Origin of the sequence: Lyngbya confervoides BDU141951 (assembly GCF_000817775.3) — a bacterium.
GTDB lineage: Bacteria > Cyanobacteriota > Cyanobacteriia > Thermosynechococcales > Thermosynechococcaceae > Lyngbya > Lyngbya confervoides.
The window spans coordinates 1-19,221 of record NZ_JTHE03000094.1 but is presented as its reverse complement, the minus strand read 5'-3'; the positions used below and the strand labels follow the sequence as shown (position 1 = coordinate 19,221).

The following is a 19,221-nucleotide window of genomic DNA, read 5'->3' as shown; positions in this document are numbered from 1 at the left end:
CGCACCTTGCGGGCGACTCTAGACATCAGAACATCGTGGTTCACGGTGTCGAAGAACTTTTCCAAGTCCAAATCCACTACCCCGCGATATCCTTGCTTGTCGTATTCTTTGAACTGTTTTATTGCCCCGTGGGCGCTGCGTTTTGGACGGCAGCCAAAACTTGACTCGGAAAAGGCCGGGTCAAAGATTGGCGTGAGCACCTGCAAGATGGCTTGTTGGATGACTCGGTCTAATACCGTCGGCACTCCCAACAGGCGTTCTCCTTTCCCGCCCGGTTTGGGGATAATCACCCGTCGCACCGGGGAAGGTTGGTAACGCCCCTCTTGCAAGGATTGGCCATCAAGATGTCCTTGAGGGAATATGCTTGCCTCAACGCCTCAAACAGGTCGATTTCTCGCATCAGAAAATTACGGTTCGCGATTTCGAGTCCCGCAACGCTGGCGCTAGCACCTGGGAGCACAAACCCCTCCCAAGTGGGTGGCGTCCCCCCGTTTAAGACACCGCCTTAAATTCCTGGGGGTCTTGATCGCGGCGGTGGTTAAACGGAATCGGGGGTCCCTGGCGATCGCTCACTTGGGCTGCCGTTTCCTCCAGCGCCGTTCGGAGCCGCTTGGCCGCATAAATCGACATATCGCGAGGCACATTAATGCGATCGCGCAGATAGCGCAGCCCCACTTCCGACCCTGCCGGAGGATCATAGACCTCTCCCGTGATCATGTGGGAAAGGGCACAGCGCAGCGCCTCGTCAAAATCGCCATCGGGGGTAGGATTGACGCGAATGATATTGTGCCGATGCTTAATCACGCGATGCAGCGCCTCCTGCCGCGAATTTTCCGGTTCCGGAAACTTGGCATCCGGCAGCCCCAGCCAGGGACCTTGATCCACCTGAGCCTTATTGGCCAGCATCTGGGGTTCGCCATTTTCCCAACAGCCCCCCATCTGCGGCGGCAGATCGTGGGCATGGGTATGGAAGTCGCTCTGGGTGCCGCGATAGGTGGGGCGAGTTTCCATGGCATCAAACCAGGCCGAAAACCCAGGATTTTCCTCGCGCAACGAATAGCCCTTGTAGTAATACAAGCTGGCGTTCATCCGCTCCACGTAGGGGGTGAAAATCACATCGGCAGTACTAAATTCCTCCAGGAAATAGGGCCCCGGCGTAGCGGCGATCGCCTGCTCTACCCTGGCCACCACCTCCACAAAGGCCTTACGATGGCTCTGCTCCTGGCGCGGCCAGCGCGTGGGGTAGCACAGCCAATTGCACCAGGCCCGAAACAGCACCCGCTCTAACCGTCGCAGGGGCATCACCGCTAAATCCTGCATCCCTTTCCAAAGCGGGCCGTACACCTGCTCCAGGGCCATCAAGATATCGTCGCTTTCGGTAATCAGGTTCCCCTGGAGTTCCAGGGCGGGCAGCATGCCCGAGGGCACCTTGCGCTTGTACCAGATCTCCTTTTGGCCGTAGCAGAACATGGTCACCTTCTCAATGCGATAAGGGACCTGCTTTTCTTCCAGCCACAGCCAAACCTTTTGACAGTATGGACACCAGGCATGGTTATCCCGGTACAGCGTCACCTGCACCGCTGACTCGGGCTGCCCAAACAGCCGCAGTGTGGACTGGGCGTTGGTGGGTCCGTTGACGCGATCGCGCTGAAAGTCGGTCAGCGCTTCAAGTTCAGGCCAGGAAAGAGGAGCAGGGGTCATCGTCAAATGGCAAGGGTGGGGATAACAAACAGGGTAAACGCTGAAATTCAGTGAATTTCAATTAAAGCTATTCCAACTTCAGGAATCGCTGCAGCGCGGAAACCAGAGCAGGCGGCCAGCGCCGAATATGGCTGACCCAATCCAGGTCCCTATAGCGAGGATCTAACCCCACTGCCGAAACCCAGTTGCTCTCAGCTTCGCCCCGCTGTCCAGCATCCCACAGCATGGCCGTTAACGCCGCTCGGGTGTCGGCGGCCATCGGGTAGCGGCGCACCAAATTCTTCATCTGGCGCAGGGCTTCATGCTTTTGGCCCAGCTGGTAGCTTGCCAGGGCCGCATTGATGCGGGGCATGGCAAACCCCGGTCGCAGGTTGGCGGCGCGCTCAAAGTCAGCCTGGGCGGCCTCCCAGTGGCCCTGTCCGCCTTCGGCATTGCCGCGATTGTTTAAGGTCACCGGGTCATCGGGGTCCAGTTCTAGGGCATGATTATAGTCTGCGATCGCCCGATCCCAATCGGCTTTCCCCTCCCAGGCAATCCCACGATTCACGTAGGGGCCGGGTTGGTCGGGGGCAATGGCAATGGATTGATTAAAATCTGCGATGGCTTCCTCTAGCTTGAACTGACTCAGCCGCGCATTGCCGCGATTGCTCCAGGTGGCAGGATTTTCCGGCATCCGCTCGATGGCCGCCGTCCAGAGGGCCTCGGCATTCCCAAAATCACCGGCCTCCGTAGCCTGGAACGCCTGCTGGTAGATCTGGTCAAGGTCCTGATGGAGAGCCTTCAACGCCTCTGAATCGGTTCCCTGGGCAGGCAGCTGCCCCCCGCCCAACCAGAGGCCCAGACAGCAGAGAAACCCAATGCTAAGTCGTGCGATCGCTTGCCACATACCCTTTTGAAATGGAATCAGCCTTCACATTTTAGAAAGATTTTGAGCGGATTGCCTGGTATTGTGCATCTCGCAGGGTCCTAAGCATGACGGGATATGCTGAGAACTTTAATAGTGATCCTAAATAGTGATCCTAGAGAAAATCAATGGCAGAACCGGATGATCTTCGGCGCACAATTGATTCACACCAGAAACGGGAGCGAGTTTGTTTATGTTCGCACAACTGTCAGAGCGGCGAATGCACTGGATTCGCTGGATATTGACTGTGGGTTGGCTCTTGATCCTTGCCTCCCTGTTATATGATCCCTGGACCTCGGCGCTCACTGCCGCGGATCATCCCTGGAGTCCGCTGCGCCTGCCTGACACCTGTATTCAAGTACAGGGAGAATGCCTGTCTGAGGATCAGCCCTATCCCTTGGGAACCACCCTCTTTTGGGGCGCCATTGTACCGGCTGCCATCTTTATTTTGCTGGTGTTTGGACATGAGCTGTGGCGGCGGATTTGCCCCCTCTCGTTCCTATCGCAAATTCCTCGCGCCCTGGGATGGCAACGACAGTTCAAGCGAGAGAACAAAAAGACGGGCAAGGTGCGGTACGAGCTAGCCAAGGTGGATCCAAATTCATGGCTGGGTCGAAACTATCCCTATGTGCAGTTTGGCTGGTTGTTTGTCGGATTGTGCGGGCGAATCTTGTTTTTTAACGCCGATCGCAGCGTGCTGGCGGGCTGGCTACTGTTCACAGTGGCAGCCGCCATTGCCGTTGGCTACTGGTACGGGGGCAAATCCTGGTGTCAATACTTTTGCCCCATGGCTCCGGTGCAGAGTATTTACAGTGAACCGGGGGGATTGTTGAGCAGCAAAGCCCATACCAGTGAACAGCTGGTGACGCAGTCGATGTGCCGCACGGTGCTGCCGGAGGGAAAGGAGCAAAGTGCTTGCGTCGCCTGTCAAAATCCCTGCATCGACATTGATGCTGAGCGAACCTATTGGCACAGCTTGAACAAACCGGAAACCTCATTGATTCGCTATGGCTATGTGGGTTTAGTGGTGGGCTATTTTGGCTACTACTATCTCTATGCCGGTAACTGGAACTATTATTTCTCGGGGGTGTGGCTACGGCAAACCGATCAGATCGCTTCGCTATTTGACCCTGGACTCTATCTGTTTGGGCAAGTGATTAATCTTCCAAAATGGCTTGCGGTGCCGCTGGTGCTGGGGGGATGCACCGCGATCGCCTATGGAGGAGGACGGTGGCTTGAAAAACGGGCCCGGGCCTACCACCGTCGTCAAAATCAGGGGAACTTGTCCCCGGAAGTCCTGCGACATCGCCTCTTTACCCTCTGTACCTTTGGTATTTTCAACTTTTTCTTTATCTTTGGGGGGCGTCCCCTGGTGCAGCTTCTGCCCTGGTCAGTGCAGTACCTCTATGATCTGGGATTGGTGGCGCTGAGTACCCTCTGGCTCTGTAAAACCTGGCGACGCAGTCCTGATCTCTACTCCCGCGAAAATCTAGCCAATCGATTCCGCAAACAGTTAGACAAATTGCAGTTGAACGTTTCTCAGTTTTTAGACGGACGTACCCTGAATGACCTTAACACTCATGAAGTGTATGTCTTAGCCAAGGTGCTGCCTGGTTTTACCCGCGAGAAACGCCATCAGGCCTATAAGGGCGTGGTGCGAGAAGCGCTGGAGGAAGGCTATGTGAACTACTCCAGCAGCCTGGAAGTTTTACAGCAGATGCGCCAGGAGTTAGGCATTACGGATGACGAACACCGTCTGGTGCTGGAGGAATTGGGGATTGAAGATCCCCAGTTGCTTAATCCCGATCACAAGCGCAGCCTGGAAAATCAGATTCGCTTGAGTGGCTACCGCAAAGCCCTAGAGCGGTTAATGGTGCTGCAACGCAAACAGATCGACCGATCGGCCCTTGACCCAGTCTCCTTACAAGAGTCTGCCGCGGTTCGTTCTTTGCGCCGTCAATATTCCGTCACCTCCCAGGAAGAAGAGTGGATTTTGAGTGGACTTTCGGGCCAGGCCAATAGCGCTAAAAAAGCAGCGTTCCTGCTCGCCCAACTCCCGGAGTTGATCGACTGTTACCGCGCTCTGAATCAGCCAGTGCTGCACGAGCACAAAGCGGTCTTAACCCTGCTGCAAGAAAACATCAGCCACAAAAAGGAGCTGATTGTGCGATCGCTGCTCGAAGCGTTGGAAGATCTTCAGTTTGGCCCGGCAGCCTTGCCCCTAGCCCAGTCTCTACAGCAGGCCTCACCGGCCATTTTAGGAGAGATTTTAGATCGGGAGCCTTGGGGCGATCGCCTGCCGCCAGCGATCTGGCACTCTTTGACCCAACCGGGAGAAAGCCCGGTTTCCTGTTCCCTGGAATTCTCCGCTGCGGCCATTTTAGGGCATCTAGAGGCCCTGATTCAGGATCATAATCCCATGATTCAGGCAGCAGCCCTCTATATTCTGGCTCAGCTAAACCCAGAACGCAGTCGGGCGATCGTTCAAAATCATCGTCATGGGTTCAATGCTCCTCTGCTTCAGGAAACGAGTGATCGGCTCTTATCTCTAACCTCGGCACCCACAGCCCCCCTTTCCCTGACCGAATTCCCAACCTTGGAGAAATTGGTTTATCTCTTTAACAGCGACTTCTTTCACCGAATGCAGAGTGACACCCTCATTGCCCTTGCGACACGGGCAGAGGTGAGAGCCTATCAGCGAGGGGAGATGATCACAGAAGCCGGAGACACCTGTCGCGAGTTACTGCTGTTGATTGAAGGCGATGCCAACATTCACTACCAAACTGAATCTGGCGTTCGGATGGAGCAGTTTCATCCCGGACAGACCCTCGATGAGCTGGAGGTCTTAGCCCACAGCAGCTCAGAAAATACGATCGTTGCGGATAGTGAAAAGACTCGAATCCTGGCGATTTCTGTGGATGCCTTTGATGATTTACTCGACCAGGATCCTGATTTTGCCCGTCGAGTTTTAGAACTAGAAAGCCGGCAGCTTCAGCGCTTTGTGCGATCGGTACAGTCGGAGAGATCCGCATCCCGTGTCCTTTTCTAAGCTCTCGTCCTCAGCTCTCGTTAAGAGGGTCAGCCGGTTGAGAACGGCTGCCTTGCCGCGCCCCGAGCACCTCTAGTGCCTGATACTGGGCCCAATTCCAGCACTGGATCGTTTCATCCTGGCTGCTGCTCAACAGCCAATCCTCCTCCAGCAGCGCCAGGGACCAAAGCCATTGCTGATGGCCGCAGTAGGTTTGCAGGCAATCCCCTGTGTGTACCGCCCATTGCCACACGGTGCTGCAAGGTGCGATCGCCACTGCTGCTCCACAGAAATCGTCCATCGGGAGAAAAATTAGAATAGAACGACACTTTTCATGGTGAGTGGAACGATCAAATACTGCCCTCGCAACAACCTTAACGGTTCAAGGTATTGTTGTACAACTCTTAAATTTATTCATGACGGCGATCGCAGGCCAGTGTATGACTATCTCCTTGCCCTGCAGCATGATGGAACTGTCTGAGGTTTTCGGGGCTGCACACAATTTAGTTCATGCTTTGTGAAGCGTTTGAACATTTACGAAAGTCTCTGCCTTCGCCCTCAGATGCGTGAAACTGTTTGCATCGAAAACCAGTATTTTAAGCGACCTCACTGCCCGACCAAGCAGGGATTTTATCGTAGCTGCCAATATTGAGGCAACGGGAGAGCGGTGGGACGCACACCGCAGCGATTTTCTAACTCTACGCCTCCTAAGCAGATATCAAGATGAGCTTGTTGAGGAGATCCATAAAGGTGACAAGGATACCCACCGTCAGGGTCGCAATGATCCCACTTAGAGCCTCAACATGAATGACGCGCTTTGCTGCCGATCAGGACAACCCTGAGGGATTGCTGAAATCGTGGATTCATGCCCACAATAAACTTGAGCGATCGTCCTAAATTTGAGCTAAAATCTATGCTCGGCAGGATTTCTATTGAGGGTTGTTTTCCATGGATTTCCATCAAGACCAGATCATACGCGGATACCTACACAATCTTGTCCAGGAACTGGAACTCAAGCTCCACTACCCAAGGAACGACTGGCGACGGCGAGAAGAGCTGTTAGAGCAGGTGGCCGATGCCAAGGATCGGCTGGCAGCCTTTGAAGCGCGATCTGCGCGATCGCAGCAGGTGCGGCAGAGATGGTCGCCGACTGTCCCGGAAGCCTCTGAGCCCACCCTGTTTGCTCCTAGCGACGCCAGCAACAACGTGCGCGCGATTCCCCGCAAGCTCTCCTTCCACTATCGCTAGGGCGATCGCACGGTCTCCATAGACCTTTCCCAAAGGGGAACGATGGCTGAAATTTTTGGCTGCAATCGTCCATCCTAGGGATAGCGTTGTCATTTTAACCATGGCCTGTGGCATATCCGGTGCACTGCCGGAACCCTTGGGAAAACAGTATCAGCCCCGCAAGCTGCTGCAACAACGACCTGGAAAGGAGACCTGGCTTGCCCAGGATCAGATCTCAGGTCAAACTGTGGTGATTAAGCTCCTGTACTTTAATGCGGGCCTGGATTGGCAGCAGGTGAGGCTGTTTGAGCGCGAAGCGCAGGTGCTACGGAGCTTAACTCACCCCAACATTCCTCAATACCTGGGCTATCTCGATTTTCAGGACGACCATCGGCAGGGGCTGGGGCTGATTCAGTCCTACGTCGAGGGAGACTCGCTGGCCAAACAACTGCGCCAGGGCCGATCCTTCACCGAGGCGGATCTGCAGCAGCTAGCCCGCGCCCTACTGCAGATTTTAAGCTTTCTCCATGGGCGTCAGCCCCCAGTGCTGCACCGCGACCTCAAGCCCAGCAATATTATTGTGGCCAATCGTTCTGCCCATTCCCTGGGGAACGTGTTTCTGGTGGATTTTGATGCGGTGCAAACGGCGCTAGCGCCGGAGGGGGCCACCCGAACCATCGTGGGCACCTACGGCTACATGCCCCCGGAACAGTTTGGGGGACGCACGGTTCCGGCCTCGGATCTCTACAGTCTGGGAGCCACCTTGATTGCCATCGCCACAGGACAGCACCCAGCGGATTTACCCCAGGAAATGCTGAAGCTCCAGTTTGAATCGCGGGTGTCCCTCTCGCCAGCCATGACCCGCTGGATCGGAAAGCTGGTGGAACCCAGTTTGGCCTTGAGATTTGCCTCAGCCCAGGCCGCCATCACCGGGCTAGATCAGTTAGAAACCTTTGAGCAGCCCACCCCCCCTCTGGTGCAGCCCCAGCAAAGTCGGGTGCGACTCACTAAACAGCCGGATCGCCTCCACATTCAGATTCCGCCTCCTGGGTTTCATGCGGGGCTGGTGTTGCTGCTACCCTTTGCCATCGCCTGGAACAGCTTTGTTGCCTTCTGGACCTTTTCTGCGGCCTTTACCCTGTTCCCTGTAAATCTGGTGTTTCTGCTGTTTTCCCTGCCCTTTTGGGCCGTAGGTCTGGCAATGGCTGGTGGCATTTTGCTGGCGCTGTTTGGCAAGGTGCAGCTTGAAATAAATCCCAGGCAGCTCATCTACACCGTCACGCTGTTTGGTATTCCCTGTCGCTGGCCTGCTCCCTCCAAGCTGGAAGAAATTGATCAAGTGGAATGGGTGCCCAGACACTGGACCAAGGATTCCGACGGCGATCGCGTTGAGGTTCCAGCCCGCCTGACCCTCTATGCAGGCCGCAAACAGTACCGTCTAGGCGGCGCCCTACAGCTGCAAGAGGCAGAGATGAGGTGGTTGGCCCAAGAGATCAGCGACTGGCTGGGTCTTCCCCTAACTTCGGCCCCTGCCTAGACGGCCCCTTTCTAGACGGCATCGCCTAGGACTTGCCGCAGCGATCCTCTACCTGGGCCAAGTTTGGCCCCTGACGATCGGGATCAGGGAAAAAGCCCTCATGGTGATGTTCGCGGGCCTGCTGCTCGTCATGCGCTTGGGCCAAGGCGGCAGATCGATCCAGGGCCAGGCGTCTGCAGGGAATGGTATCGGTCAAAATCGCGCTCGCCATCCCCCCGGTGTGAATTTGCAGACGGGCCTCCAGGGGGGCTTCAAAAATGAGACGCTGCCCGGGAAAAACCACGCGCTCAAAGGACCAGTTAGGAATATTCTTAATCCGGGCGATTTGCACCGTCCGGGTTGAGTTGACGTAGCTGAGTACCGCGCAACGACGATAGTTATCCGGGAGGGCGTCGAGAATTTGAAACATGTTAGCGAGAAGATGTTTGAGGGTAATTTTGAAAACCGTTAAGTTTGGCATCTGATCCATCGGGAGAATTCCCTCGACCACCCGGCTTGAAATAGGCTCAGGAATCGTGATCCTGAACTCACCGGCAATGGCCTCAGAATTCCCCAGTTTATTTGTAAATTTCCACCGTTTTAGCAAGCATAAGGGGATTCGCTTTAAACACCCTATCAAGGAACACCTGCCCCAGCTTCGCCTGTTCGAAGGACGTTCCGGGGGGCGATCGCTCTGAAATCTCAACCTTTTGATAGATTCCTAAGGTCAGCACAGGGTTGGATGTGCCCGGAGCAAAATCCTGCGCTGGGTAACGAAAGATCGCCCTCCTCACCCATGGCCTACGTATTTTCATCGCTTGATTCTTGCGGCCCGTCCGCTAAGAAATCCTGATTCCCATCCGCTGTCCACCAGGTTTATGAACTAGCCGCCGTCCGTGGCTCATTGCCATACTCCTAGATCTCCCGCAGTTCTAAGACTCCCGTTGGCCTGGAAAGGAAGATAGGCCAAAAGAAGGAGGGTCGCTGAGAATGCGTTTACTAAAGTTAATATTGTTGGCCATTCATTTACTAACTTACTCCTACTCCTATGAAACTTCTGACTTCTAAAACCCTAAAGCTTGCCCTGTTTGTGAGCGTCCTTGGCGCTGGGGCCACCATGAGCACTGCGGCCCTGGCGGATAATTATGCGCCGTCATCGGACTTGCCAAAGACCATGCAACAGGCCGAAATGGGGCAGACCGATGCGGCAATGAAGCGCAGTATCGTGGACATTGCCTCCAGCAACGACTCCTTTACAACCCTGGTCCAAGCGGTGCAAGCGGCTGGCTTTGTAGATACCCTTGCCGGGGCAGGATCCTACACCGTCTTTGCACCCACGAATGAAGCGTTCAGCCAGCTCCCTGCGGGCGCCGTGGAATACCTGCTAAGGCCTGAGAACCGGGGCCTATTGCGACAAGTGTTGAGCTATCACGTGCTGCCTGCGGAAGTCACCTCCAGCGAGATCGTGAGCGGTCCGGTTGAGGCCCTAGGGGGCGGTTTGGCGCTACGGGTGACTGAGGAAGGCCGAGTGATTGTGAATAATGCCAGCGTGATTAATGCTGATATTCAAGCAAACAACGGCGTCATTCATGCCGTGAATCGAATTCTCCTCCCCGAAACCTTGCAGCGCACCCTAGAAGCGCGACTCGGGGTGTCCAGCCTTTACCAGTAGTCCTGGGGTTACCCTTAGTATTTTGGTAATCCATCCTATTGGGCAGCCCTGAGTCTCTGGGTGCGAGATCTCTCTGCCCCTAGAGGGTGAAGCGGGAGGGTGGCCCTGTGTCCAGTTCCCCAGTTAAAGTTAGACTCTCGGCGAAGGCCTAGGCTGACACTGTGGGCCTTCCTTCCCTAGGGCGAGTCAGTGGGGGATCGTTGGGGGTCAAATTTAACGTCCAGCAGCCGCGGATAGGGGATATGGGCTTTGACAAAGGCGGCCTTGGCCCGCAGCGTTAGGTCCGTTTGAAAGTTAAACTCGTCCCTGGCATCGATGGGATAGCACTTGAGCTTAAAATAGCTTCCCCAGCTTTTTTCTTCCATGACAACCATAATAGGCAGCTTCAGGTGGGTATAGCGACTGGTATAGGCCACGCGGTAGAGGATATCCTTGACCTGCTGCACGTCCACATGGTGATCGAGGTAGAAGCGCGTCACGACCTGGGCTTCAAGCTGCCCCATGTTGGCATTGGCGATCGCCTGATTCCAAATTTGATTGTGGGGAATGGTGACGTAGGTATCAGAAGGAGTGCGCAGGCGAATGCCGCGCAGACCAAAGCTGGTGACTTCTCCGTAATAGTCCCCGATCTGAACGCGATCGCCCACCCGGTAGGGCGCTTCAAACAGGCCCACAAGTCCAGCAATGATCGAGCTAGCATAGTCTTTAAAGGCAAATCCCAGGGCCACTGCAACGGTTCCGGTCACCGCTAAAATGTTTTCCCGCGATAGGTTCAGGAACAGATTCATCAGCGAGACCACCGTGAAGGCCAGGACGGAGGTGCGCAAAAACGGCAAAAACTGCATCACCCGCAGGCGCCAGTCACGGGCCACCTTCTCCGAGAGCCAGAGCACACATTTATCCACGGCCTTAATGATTAAAAAGGCAGCCACGATTAAAATGACCGCCTGAAAAAATTTCCAGGTGGTTAACTCCGCCAGGATCTGTTTAGCCTGGTCGGCGGTTTTTTCTGCGGCCTGACCGGAGGACTGAGCCAGTAGGGGTGCCCACATGTTCATAGGAGGGGTTAGTCGCAGCTGTAGTCTACGACAAAATTATTGTTGGCAAGGGTCTGCTTCAGACGCGGATAGTGCAGGGCATTGACCCGATAGCCCTGGGAATCGCGATGCACAATCCCGCAGCGATGGAGCGCCTGCAAGCGCGGCTGCACCTCGGTGAGGGAAACCCCCAGACTCTCAGCCAGAGGGTGAACCCGCAAGCTGCCGTGGAGGAGCAGGGAATAGATCAGGTACAGATCTTCCCCATCACAGGGGGGGAGCGGCGGCAGGGTGGGATGCTGCGCCTGAATGGTGTCTTGATCTTCGGGGGTCTGATACAGCGAGTTGAGGAACAGGGCCACGGCCACCTGGCGATCGCCGCTGGCAATTCGGGCCAGACTTTCAAAATACTGCACGCCGGGATCGCGATCCTTCTCGGCCTGGGGAAGATCAAGCGCGGAATCGGAAAAGTCAACATCATGGGCCTGGATCACGGGGGCGAGCCAGTTTTGAAGGGCCGCCCCCGAAAGGGTCGCCGTTTCCACGGAAGCGCTGCAATAGTTGTCGAGTTGGGAAATTTGGGCCAGGTAGCCCCAGCCAATTTCCCCAGCCCCGAGGATCCAGAAGCGATGGGCGGTTTCGGCCAGGGCCTTGCACAGCCAATCAATGCCCCAAAGCCCATCCACATGCCGCAGAAAGCACCATTCCAGCCTGGGAATAATCACCACCTCCGGATCTTGGAGCACGGCTAGGTCCCCCCCCAACTGATGCTGGAGCTTGGGCTGAATGCTGTCAGGGTCGGGCCGATCACTCCATTCCAAAATTTTCACCGGCAGCTGTTTCTGCGCGATCCACTGCTGAGCCGCGTCCGGGATAAACGCGGGGGCCTGCACGGTGGGGGGGTGCAAAATAACGCAGGAGTTATTCAGGGCCGTGGGATTCAACAGCCACTCGGTTAAATGCTGCTGGAGGGACGTATAGAGATGGGTGTCCTCTTCCTGGGGAATGGGCTGTTGCGCAATCTGCCTTTGGATATCTTGAAGTAAGGCGCGACCCACCTTTGGACTCTGGAGTTCCTGCTCCATTTCCTCAGCGGATCCACTCCAGGGTAAACGAGACCACAGGGCATCTCGCACAAAAAAGAACCAGGACTGCACCGATAGCACTTAGGGGGATCCGCGCTGACGCAGGGCCTTGACTAAATCCCGTGCCTTGGGCGCTGACCCATCGAGGGCCACGGGCCACCCTTCCCGCTGTCGGGTGCGATCGCCGTCGGTTTCTTCGGTTTGGTCATGGAACAAAATTTGCTGGGTGGGAAAGGGTAGGTCAATCCCCTGCTCCGCCAGGCGCACACAGACCGCCTCTAGCACCTGATCGTTGGCGCTAATCAGGTCTGCTTGGCGCGGGGGGTTAATCCACCAGCGGGCGCGGATGTTAATGGTGAAGTCGGCTAGGGCCACCACAATGGCCTCCGGGGCCGGATCCGTTAAGACATCTTCTTGCTCATGGAGCACCGCTAAAATGATTTGCTTTGCCTGGGCAATATCATCTCCGTATCCAATCCCAAAATCGTATTCCAGACGGCGTTTATCAAAGGCGGTATTCACAGTTACAGAATTGGTGAATAGCTCAGCATTGGGAATCACCACCCGTCGCCCATCGTAGGTGCGAATGGTAGTGGCGCGCGTCTCGATATTCTCGACGGTGCCTTCAAAGTCCTTAAACACGATCTGGTCATTGAGCTGAAACGGCTCCGTTAATAATATCAAAATTCCCGCGAGGAAGTTTTGCAGCACGTCTCGGAAGGCAAAGCCAATGGCAACGCCCCCAATTCCCAGGGAAGCCAAAAAGTCCGAGGGCTTAAAGCTAGGGAGAATAATGGTTAGGGCAACGAGGGCACCCAGAATAATAATAAACCACTGGGCCAGGCGACCAAATACCAGACCCAGGTTGCGTCCATTGCGACGACCGCGCACCAGTTGGCGCACAAATGAGCGCACGAAGCGGGCAATGAACCAGAACAGGATAAAAATAATGGTTCCGATAACCAGGTTCGGTAGAAGCTTGATGGTTTCCTGAAGCATCAGTTCAATTTTTTCCCAGGCCAGGGTAATTGAAATCTCATCCATGTTGAAGTCTGTTGCTCAGATCAAAAGAACAATGGCCTGCCTCCAGGTGAGACAAGCCCTAGGGTCTCTAAAATCGTAAGGTGAATCGGATGAGCGCCAAGGCGCCGCGAATTCCTCTGACGACCTAGAGAGGCGGAATCCCTTGCTTCCGGTGCTATGCAGTTCGACGTGTGACGACTCCCCACAGAAAGATGGCAATGATGGCACCTAAAACGGCCAGGGCAACACCAGGGAGACTGAGCGTGCTGGCCGTGATCGCCAGCTTACCCGTGGACAGCAAGGTGGCAATCGTTCCCCCAATAAACGCCCCCACAATTCCTAGGAGCATTGTGGCAAGAATGCCCCCGCCTTGATGTCCGGGATAGATAGCTTTCCCGATAGCACCTGCCAATAACCCTAAAACAACCCATGCAATAATATTCATTTTGAAAGTCTCCTGCGGAAAAAGATAAAGCGATGGGGCAAACAGCACTAGAAATCGTAAACTTGAAAAATAGATTTAGGGTTTACTGATTGTGCCGAATCCCAGGTAAGCCCAATCTACCAAGGCTCCCCTGATCCCCCTTCTACTCAAGGAATGAAATCCGTTCACCACGGCAGGGAAAGATTCTCCCCCTTTGGATATAGACCCCTGCGGGGAAAGCGGGTGACCCTAGAGAGCCAGCAAGGGGGGGGGATTTGCTTCTATAGGTAGAGGCTCTAGGGCCGTGTCCCTGCATAAGGTGGAACTGTTCCGATCGTCCTCGGACGATTCGTCTCGATGCCCACAACAGCCAAGCCTATGAATGATGCATACGACCTCGTGGTAATCGGCGCTGGATCCGGGGGGCTGGCGGCCGCCCGACGCGCCCATCAGTTGGGCAAGCGAGTGGCGATCGCAGAGCAGGAGGCCATTGGCGGCACCTGCGTCAATCGGGGCTGCATTCCCACCAAGCTGATGATCCATGCCGCTGACTTTGCTAAGCAGCAGGACCTAGCGAGTAGCTACGGCTGGGTCAATCCTGAGGGTCTTTTTGACTGGCCCGCCTTTAAGGATGCCCTGCATGCCCACGTGGAGTCGCTGCGCCAACGCCAAATTCAAGATCTAGAGGGCATTGATATTCTCCGCGGCCAGGCAACATTCCTGGAGGCCCATCGCTTACAAGTGGGCGATCAAATCGTGTACGCCCGTTATGTTCTCATTGCCGTTGGTGCCCATCCTCGCCTGCCTGAGATCGAGGGGATTGAGTATGCCCTGACCTCTCGCGATCTCTTTGATCTAGACCAGTTGCCCCAATCGGTGTTGGTGGCTGGGGGCGGATATATTGGGGTGGAATTTAGTCAAATTCTACATCGTTTGGGATCTCAGGTTTTGCTGGTGGACACAGAACCCCATGTCCTGGACGGCTTTGACCTTGATCTGCAAACAGGGGTGGAGCAAATTCTAGCCGCTGACGGGATTCAAGTACTTGACCAGGCCCGCCTTAGCCGCCTTGAAAAAACGAGGACTGGGCTAGTGGCCACCCTGGCCGATGGCCGATCCTTCAGCGTTGATCAGGTTCTCTGTGCCCTGGGGCGATTATCGAATCTCCAGAACCTGGCCTTGGATCGCGTTGCGGTATCGACGGATCAGGGCAAGATTGTCGTTGACCCGCAGGGGCGAACCACGGTCGATCATATTTTTGCGGTGGGAGACTGTACCACCCAACTGCGACTGACGCCGGTGGCAAAGGCCGAGGGCGAGGTTGCCGCGGAGGCAATGTTTGGCGATCGCTCTGTTCAGGTCAACTATCGCTGGGTTCCCTCGGCGGTTTTTATACATCCTGAGGTAGCTACGGTGGGTTTGAGCGAGGAAGAGGCCCGCCAAGAACAGCAGGAGATAGACATTCATTACAACAGCTTTAGTCCCCTGGAATATGCCCTGAGCGATGAATCCCTTGAAGCTTTTATTAAAGTCGTGGTCCATCGCCCGGATCAGATGATCTTAGGCGTTCACCTGATTGCGCCGCGAGCGGCTGACGTCATTCAGGCGCTGGTGCCAGGTTTGCGCAAGGGCCTAACGATCTCGGAGCTCCAGAACACCATTGGGATTCACCCCTCGGTTGGGGAGGAGCTGTTTGCACTGTAGGCAAGCCCTGAGTCCAAGGAATGAGGGATAGAATCGGATAACCAGAGAACTTATGTTTAATAGCGTTGGAGCCTTACTGAATACGCTGCTTGCCGCAAGCCTCAGCTATATCGCCATCATTGTTCTCCTGCGGATATCAGGAAAACGAACGCTGGCAAAGTGGAATGCCTTTGATTTTGTGGTGACCATTGCCTTTGGCTCGATTTTAGCCACCACGCTGCTGTCTCAGCAAACCTCTGTGCTGCAGGGAATGTTGGGAGTGGCGCTGCTCATGCTGTACCAGTTTCTGCTGACCTGGAGCGCGGCGCGATCGCCCTTGGTGCAGCGCTTTATCAAGGCGAAACCCACCTTGTTGATGCATCGGGGCAGTTTTTTAAACCAAGCACTGCGATCGGAGCGCGTGACCCAAGGCGAAGTGCTGGCCGCTGTCCGCAATCAGGGAATAGGCGATCTAGCCGAAGTCCAGGCCGTTATTTTGGAAACCGATGGGAGCTTCAGCGTGGTAACCCAACTGCGCGAGGGATCGGCCCTGCGGGATGTTGCGGGTTTTTCCTAGTCGCCACCATCGGGACCGCCAGCAATCCCAGAGCCAGAATCTGACCCTGGAGAATCTAACCCTGGAGAATCTGACCATTGAATGAACCCCTAACCGATGCATTCGGCACTCCCGATAGAGGTGGGCGTCTTCGGTCTTCGCTAGGTTTATCTAAAGTGCCCCAGACCATTTGGGAAGTTCTGGTCGGGAAGTTCTGATTATCCTGGCCCTTGCCGGGACACTCTTCTCGCCCCCTGCGAGGAGCGAGCCCGACCCAGAGGTCCCGGTCCCCAGGTCATGGCAGGGCGCGGGAGCAAAGCAATTTGGAGATCATGATGACTCATTTCACTCACCCTACCCTTCCGAAGCATCTGGGCAATCGCCCCCTGGGCAAAGCGGGCCTGGCGCTGGGGCTGTTAGCTTGCTCGATGCTGTTTGAGTCCTGCACCTTTGAAGACCCCAGCCCCAATGCCGACAATAACGTCACAGCGGAAGAAGTCGCAACCCAAACCGACTTGGTCGAAGGACAGACGGTGACCCTCCGGAAAGAAGTGGCCCAAACAGTGAATGAAGTTTCTTTCCTGTTGGATAACGACGGAGAGCAGGTCTTGGTGATCAATGTGTCTGGACAGCCATTTTTGCTACCAGAAGATGAGGATATCGCGGTCCAGGCCACGGGAGAAGTCCAAGAGTTCGTTTTGACCAACATTGTGCAGGAATACGGTCTCGATCTTGAACCGGATCTGTACGCAGCCTACGAAAGCAAGCCCGCATTGCTGGCGCAATCGCTGGCTCTGGCCCCCGATCCGGGAGAGGTCACCCAAAATCCTGAACGTTACTACAATCTGCCCATTGCCATCGAAGGGGAAGTTGAAGATGTGTTAGATGGCAACAGCCTCACCCTCGACGAAGAACAGCTCTTTGGGGCAAGTGACCTACTCGTGGTAGGAACCCCTACCCCCAAATCCCTGGACGGCCTGACGGTTACCGTCACCGGTAAACTCCGACCATTTGTTCTCTCCGAACTAGAGAAAGACTACGACCTCACCTGGGATTTGGCGCTCAAGGAGAAAATCGAGGCGGAATATACAACCCAGCCGGTCTTTGTTGCCGACGCCATTTATCCCTATGCCCAGTAGCCCTCTAAATTCTCTTCTGTGATGTGTTGTGCGTCTATCGGTAGGATAAAATATGCAGCCTCGGGTTCCCACCAGACAACAGTTTGCCCCCTCCTTTCGCCAGTTGAGTCGTCTGAGCTTTTGGCTCCATCTATTTCTAGGCTGCGTTTCTGGGACGATGCTGGTCATTGCCCTTCTCAGTCAAGATGCGGCGCCCCAGGCCCAAACTGCCCTAACGCCCATTGGCATGATCCTGGCCTGTGGGGCTTTCCTGGCCATCGGGTTTCGCGCCTACTGGGCCTATCGCTATCGTCATCTTGCTCAGCAACTGGAGCATCCCGCCCCCGGTGCTTGCCCAACCCGAGACTCTGTGATCCAAGCTCTGAAAATCGGCTTAATTGTGAGCTGCGCTGGCTTGGTCGCGGCGTTTTTTGCAGCGGAGTTCATGGGGATTGAAGCCCTGACCAAAGCCCTTGCCCAGCCCCAGGGGGCCGCAATCTATACCCCCCGGATTGCGGTGCGATCGCTGGATATCTTGTTTCTGCTAGCGAGCCTTAACATGCTGGGGGCGCATCTCTTGGGCAGTTTCAACTCCCTTGAGCTGCTGCACTGGATTACAGAGTAGCGCCAGATTTATTGGGCTACACTTATCGGGCTGCACTCATCGATCTTAATCACGGCTAATCTCCAAGGCAAGCTGAGGAGGTCAATGAAGCAGAGGAAGAATCCAGGCAGCAGCAATGCTCATCCAAATCGCAATTTCTAGGACGCTCATCTTGGTCATTGGCGGAACCCAGCCTACCCAGGCCCCCCGTCGAACCTGTACCCACCACTGGGAGACATGGGCAGGCCAAAGGGTTGGGCTATCCTTATCGCGCAATTGCCAGGTCAGCATGGAGAGGAGGAAGGGAGAACCGCCGACTTTGGCATTGATCAACAGGTGCAGCGCGATCGCCCCCACCATCACCCCCCATGAGATCAGGTGAGCGAAGTACCAAGCATGATTTAATTCTCCCTGGGGTAGCCAGGTTTCGTCCATCATCTTGCCGCTGAAGAGCGCAAAGGTTAACGCCAGCAGAACCAGGGTATTGCTAATCCGATTCAGGGTGTACCACCAGATGGGTTTTCCCACCTGAGCCAACTTGCTCAGTGAATCAGGCTGGATTAAACGCCTCTGCCCCCGGTGAAAAGCATAGATGACAAATGCTGGAAATATCAGCAAAGTCCACAACCCAAAGGTGCCGTGGATGCCTTCAATCTCTCGAAAGGGGGGGAGGGGAATGCCGCCCCAGCGCCCGTCGTAGGTGTCATAGGTCCAGTAGGCAGTGAGAATGGCGGCAATGAGGAACAGCCCTGTAAAGCCATGCAAGATCCGCAGCAGGAACGGCTGATAGGGACGGAATGGTGCACTCTTCTGGGTCATCGCATTGTTTCAGGGAATTGAATTGGGTGCGCATTAAATCATTGATGACTCAAATCGGGTCTTGATGTCAATGGATCTTGTGATCGGAAGTTTCATTGTCATGACTTTTCGGAATAGAAGTGACCGGATCTCCTAAGTCCAACTTCCGGTCTTTCAGGCGGTAAGATGCGCCTGAAAGCTTTAAGTACTCTCCATAATGAAGAGTGCGGTCAATAATCGCGCGAGCCAATTCTTCATCATGAAGCACCCGCCCCCAATGCTTCAGTGGCTTGTTGGTGGTGAATAAAATCGGCTTGCCTTTGAGGTAACGCTGGTCGACCACTTGAAAGAGGACATCAGCAGCACCAGGGCCATAGCCGAGATAGCCCATCTCATCAATGACAAGAACATGAGGTTGAATATAGGGCTTCAGAGCTGCATTGAGGTCGTGAGAAACTCTTAACTCGTTAATTAATGCGACTGCAGTCGTAAACCGAGCCATGTAGCCATTTTGAATTGATTTGTAGGCGATGCTAATACAAAGATGAGTTTTTCCGGTGCCGGGAGGCCCCTCCAAGATTAGCGATCGGTTGTCACTGACAAGTTCCGGTCCCAAGAAGCGACCCAGCATTTGTCGTTTGAGTTCGGTCTCAAAGGTGAAATCAAAGGTTTCAATGGTGGCATGGAATGGAAACTTGGCACGGGAGAGCTGATTGGCAATCCGGCGCTCACTGCGTTGGGCAATTTCTTCGCTGACTAAGCGTTCCAGAAAATGAGAATAAGACCAAGCCTCTTTTTCGGCCAGGAGTGTCATCTCCGGCAAGACACGCTGAACGGTGCTCAAA

19 protein-coding genes are annotated in these 19,221 nt (G+C 55.0%); 8 read left to right on the top strand and 11 right to left on the bottom strand.

Annotated features, from left to right (window positions below; translation table 11 throughout):
* From QQ91_RS16475 to QQ91_RS16465, 3 genes are all read right to left on the bottom strand, one after another.
* On the bottom strand, window positions 1-329 hold a 329-nt coding region (locus QQ91_RS16475), incomplete at its 3' end, for a reverse transcriptase domain-containing protein (RefSeq protein WP_250833382.1).
* A 163-nt stretch (window positions 330-492) separates the two neighbouring features.
* A complete protein-coding gene (locus QQ91_RS16470; protein WP_166283140.1) occupies window positions 493-1,701 on the bottom strand; it encodes a glutathione S-transferase family protein in 1,209 nt (402 codons plus the stop codon).
* A 67-nt stretch (window positions 1,702-1,768) separates the two neighbouring features.
* Window positions 1,769-2,587 (bottom strand): tetratricopeptide repeat protein, encoded by an 819-nt coding sequence (locus QQ91_RS16465; protein WP_166283138.1) that lies wholly within the window; start codon window positions 2,585-2,587, stop codon window positions 1,769-1,771.
* 211 nt (window positions 2,588-2,798) lie between these two features.
* Between QQ91_RS16465 and QQ91_RS16460 the strand changes: the two genes are divergently transcribed.
* Window positions 2,799-5,654 carry a cyclic nucleotide-binding domain-containing protein gene (locus tag QQ91_RS16460; protein WP_166283136.1) on the top strand — a complete coding sequence of 952 codons (2,856 nt, stop codon included), beginning with the start codon at window positions 2,799-2,801 and terminating at the stop codon, window positions 5,652-5,654.
* A gap of 10 nt (window positions 5,655-5,664) precedes the next feature.
* Here the strand turns inward: QQ91_RS16460 and QQ91_RS16455 are convergent, their stop codons facing one another.
* Window positions 5,665-5,934: a WD40 repeat domain-containing protein gene (locus tag QQ91_RS16455; protein WP_166283134.1), complete on the bottom strand. Its 270-nt coding sequence runs from the start codon at window positions 5,932-5,934 to the stop codon at window positions 5,665-5,667.
* A gap of 647 nt (window positions 5,935-6,581) precedes the next feature.
* Here QQ91_RS16455 and QQ91_RS16450 point away from each other — a divergent pair.
* On the top strand, window positions 6,582-6,881 hold the full coding sequence (locus QQ91_RS16450; RefSeq protein ID WP_166283132.1) for a hypothetical protein: 300 nt from the start codon (window positions 6,582-6,584) through the stop codon (window positions 6,879-6,881).
* Between the two features lie 55 nt (window positions 6,882-6,936).
* Window positions 6,937-8,397, top strand: a complete 1,461-nt coding sequence (locus tag QQ91_RS16445; protein WP_250833381.1) for a serine/threonine protein kinase — start codon at window positions 6,937-6,939, stop codon at window positions 8,395-8,397.
* A gap of 25 nt (window positions 8,398-8,422) precedes the next feature.
* Here QQ91_RS16445 and QQ91_RS16440 read toward each other — a convergent pair whose 3' ends face one another.
* Window positions 8,423-8,866 (bottom strand): DUF1830 domain-containing protein, encoded by a 444-nt coding sequence (locus QQ91_RS16440; RefSeq protein WP_375340957.1) that lies wholly within the window; start codon window positions 8,864-8,866, stop codon window positions 8,423-8,425.
* Window positions 8,867-9,424: 558 nt separating this feature from the next.
* Between QQ91_RS16440 and QQ91_RS16435 the strand changes: the two genes are divergently transcribed.
* A complete protein-coding gene (locus QQ91_RS16435; protein ID WP_166283128.1) occupies window positions 9,425-10,048 on the top strand; it encodes a fasciclin domain-containing protein in 624 nt (207 codons plus the stop codon).
* A gap of 176 nt (window positions 10,049-10,224) precedes the next feature.
* Here the strand turns inward: QQ91_RS16435 and QQ91_RS16430 are convergent, their stop codons facing one another.
* From QQ91_RS16430 to QQ91_RS16415, 4 genes are all read right to left on the bottom strand, one after another.
* On the bottom strand, window positions 10,225-11,106 hold the full coding sequence (locus QQ91_RS16430) for a mechanosensitive ion channel family protein (RefSeq protein WP_166283126.1): 882 nt from the start codon (window positions 11,104-11,106) through the stop codon (window positions 10,225-10,227).
* An 8-nt stretch (window positions 11,107-11,114) separates the two neighbouring features.
* Complete coding sequence (locus QQ91_RS16425; RefSeq protein ID WP_201277485.1) at window positions 11,115-12,242, bottom strand: winged helix-turn-helix domain-containing protein; 1,128 nt, start codon at window positions 12,240-12,242, stop codon at window positions 11,115-11,117.
* A 9-nt stretch (window positions 12,243-12,251) separates the two neighbouring features.
* Window positions 12,252-13,214, bottom strand: coding sequence for a mechanosensitive ion channel family protein (locus tag QQ91_RS16420; protein ID WP_166283122.1), 963 nt, complete (start codon window positions 13,212-13,214; stop codon window positions 12,252-12,254).
* A gap of 154 nt (window positions 13,215-13,368) precedes the next feature.
* Window positions 13,369-13,638 carry a GlsB/YeaQ/YmgE family stress response membrane protein gene (locus QQ91_RS16415; protein WP_166283120.1) on the bottom strand — a complete coding sequence of 90 codons (270 nt, stop codon included), beginning with the start codon at window positions 13,636-13,638 and terminating at the stop codon, window positions 13,369-13,371.
* Window positions 13,639-13,995: 357 nt separating this feature from the next.
* Here QQ91_RS16415 and QQ91_RS16410 point away from each other — a divergent pair, with 357 nt between their 5' ends.
* The 4 genes from QQ91_RS16410 (at window position 13,996) to QQ91_RS16395 (ending at window position 17,599) form a co-directional block, all read left to right on the top strand.
* On the top strand, window positions 13,996-15,321 hold the full coding sequence (locus QQ91_RS16410; protein WP_166283118.1) for a dihydrolipoyl dehydrogenase family protein: 1,326 nt from the start codon (window positions 13,996-13,998) through the stop codon (window positions 15,319-15,321).
* Window positions 15,322-15,373: 52 nt separating this feature from the next.
* The gene (locus tag QQ91_RS16405) at window positions 15,374-15,877 is read left to right on the top strand and encodes a DUF421 domain-containing protein (protein ID WP_166283116.1); all 504 of its coding nucleotides are present in this window, start codon (window positions 15,374-15,376) and stop codon (window positions 15,875-15,877) included.
* Window positions 15,878-16,188: 311 nt separating this feature from the next.
* Window positions 16,189-16,995, top strand: coding sequence for a hypothetical protein (locus tag QQ91_RS16400; protein ID WP_236096212.1), 807 nt, complete (start codon window positions 16,189-16,191; stop codon window positions 16,993-16,995).
* A gap of 52 nt (window positions 16,996-17,047) precedes the next feature.
* Window positions 17,048-17,599, top strand: a complete 552-nt coding sequence (locus QQ91_RS16395) for a DUF3611 family protein (RefSeq protein ID WP_166283115.1) — start codon at window positions 17,048-17,050, stop codon at window positions 17,597-17,599.
* A gap of 81 nt (window positions 17,600-17,680) precedes the next feature.
* On the opposite strand, the gene QQ91_RS16390 is transcribed toward QQ91_RS16395, so the two are convergent.
* Together QQ91_RS16390 and istB are read right to left on the bottom strand one after the other, a co-directional pair.
* Window positions 17,681-18,397 (bottom strand): cytochrome b/b6 domain-containing protein, encoded by a 717-nt coding sequence (locus tag QQ91_RS16390; RefSeq protein WP_166283114.1) that lies wholly within the window; start codon window positions 18,395-18,397, stop codon window positions 17,681-17,683.
* A 67-nt stretch (window positions 18,398-18,464) separates the two neighbouring features.
* On the bottom strand, window positions 18,465-19,221 hold a 757-nt coding region (istB, locus tag QQ91_RS16385; RefSeq protein ID WP_166283112.1), incomplete at its 5' end, for an IS21-like element helper ATPase IstB.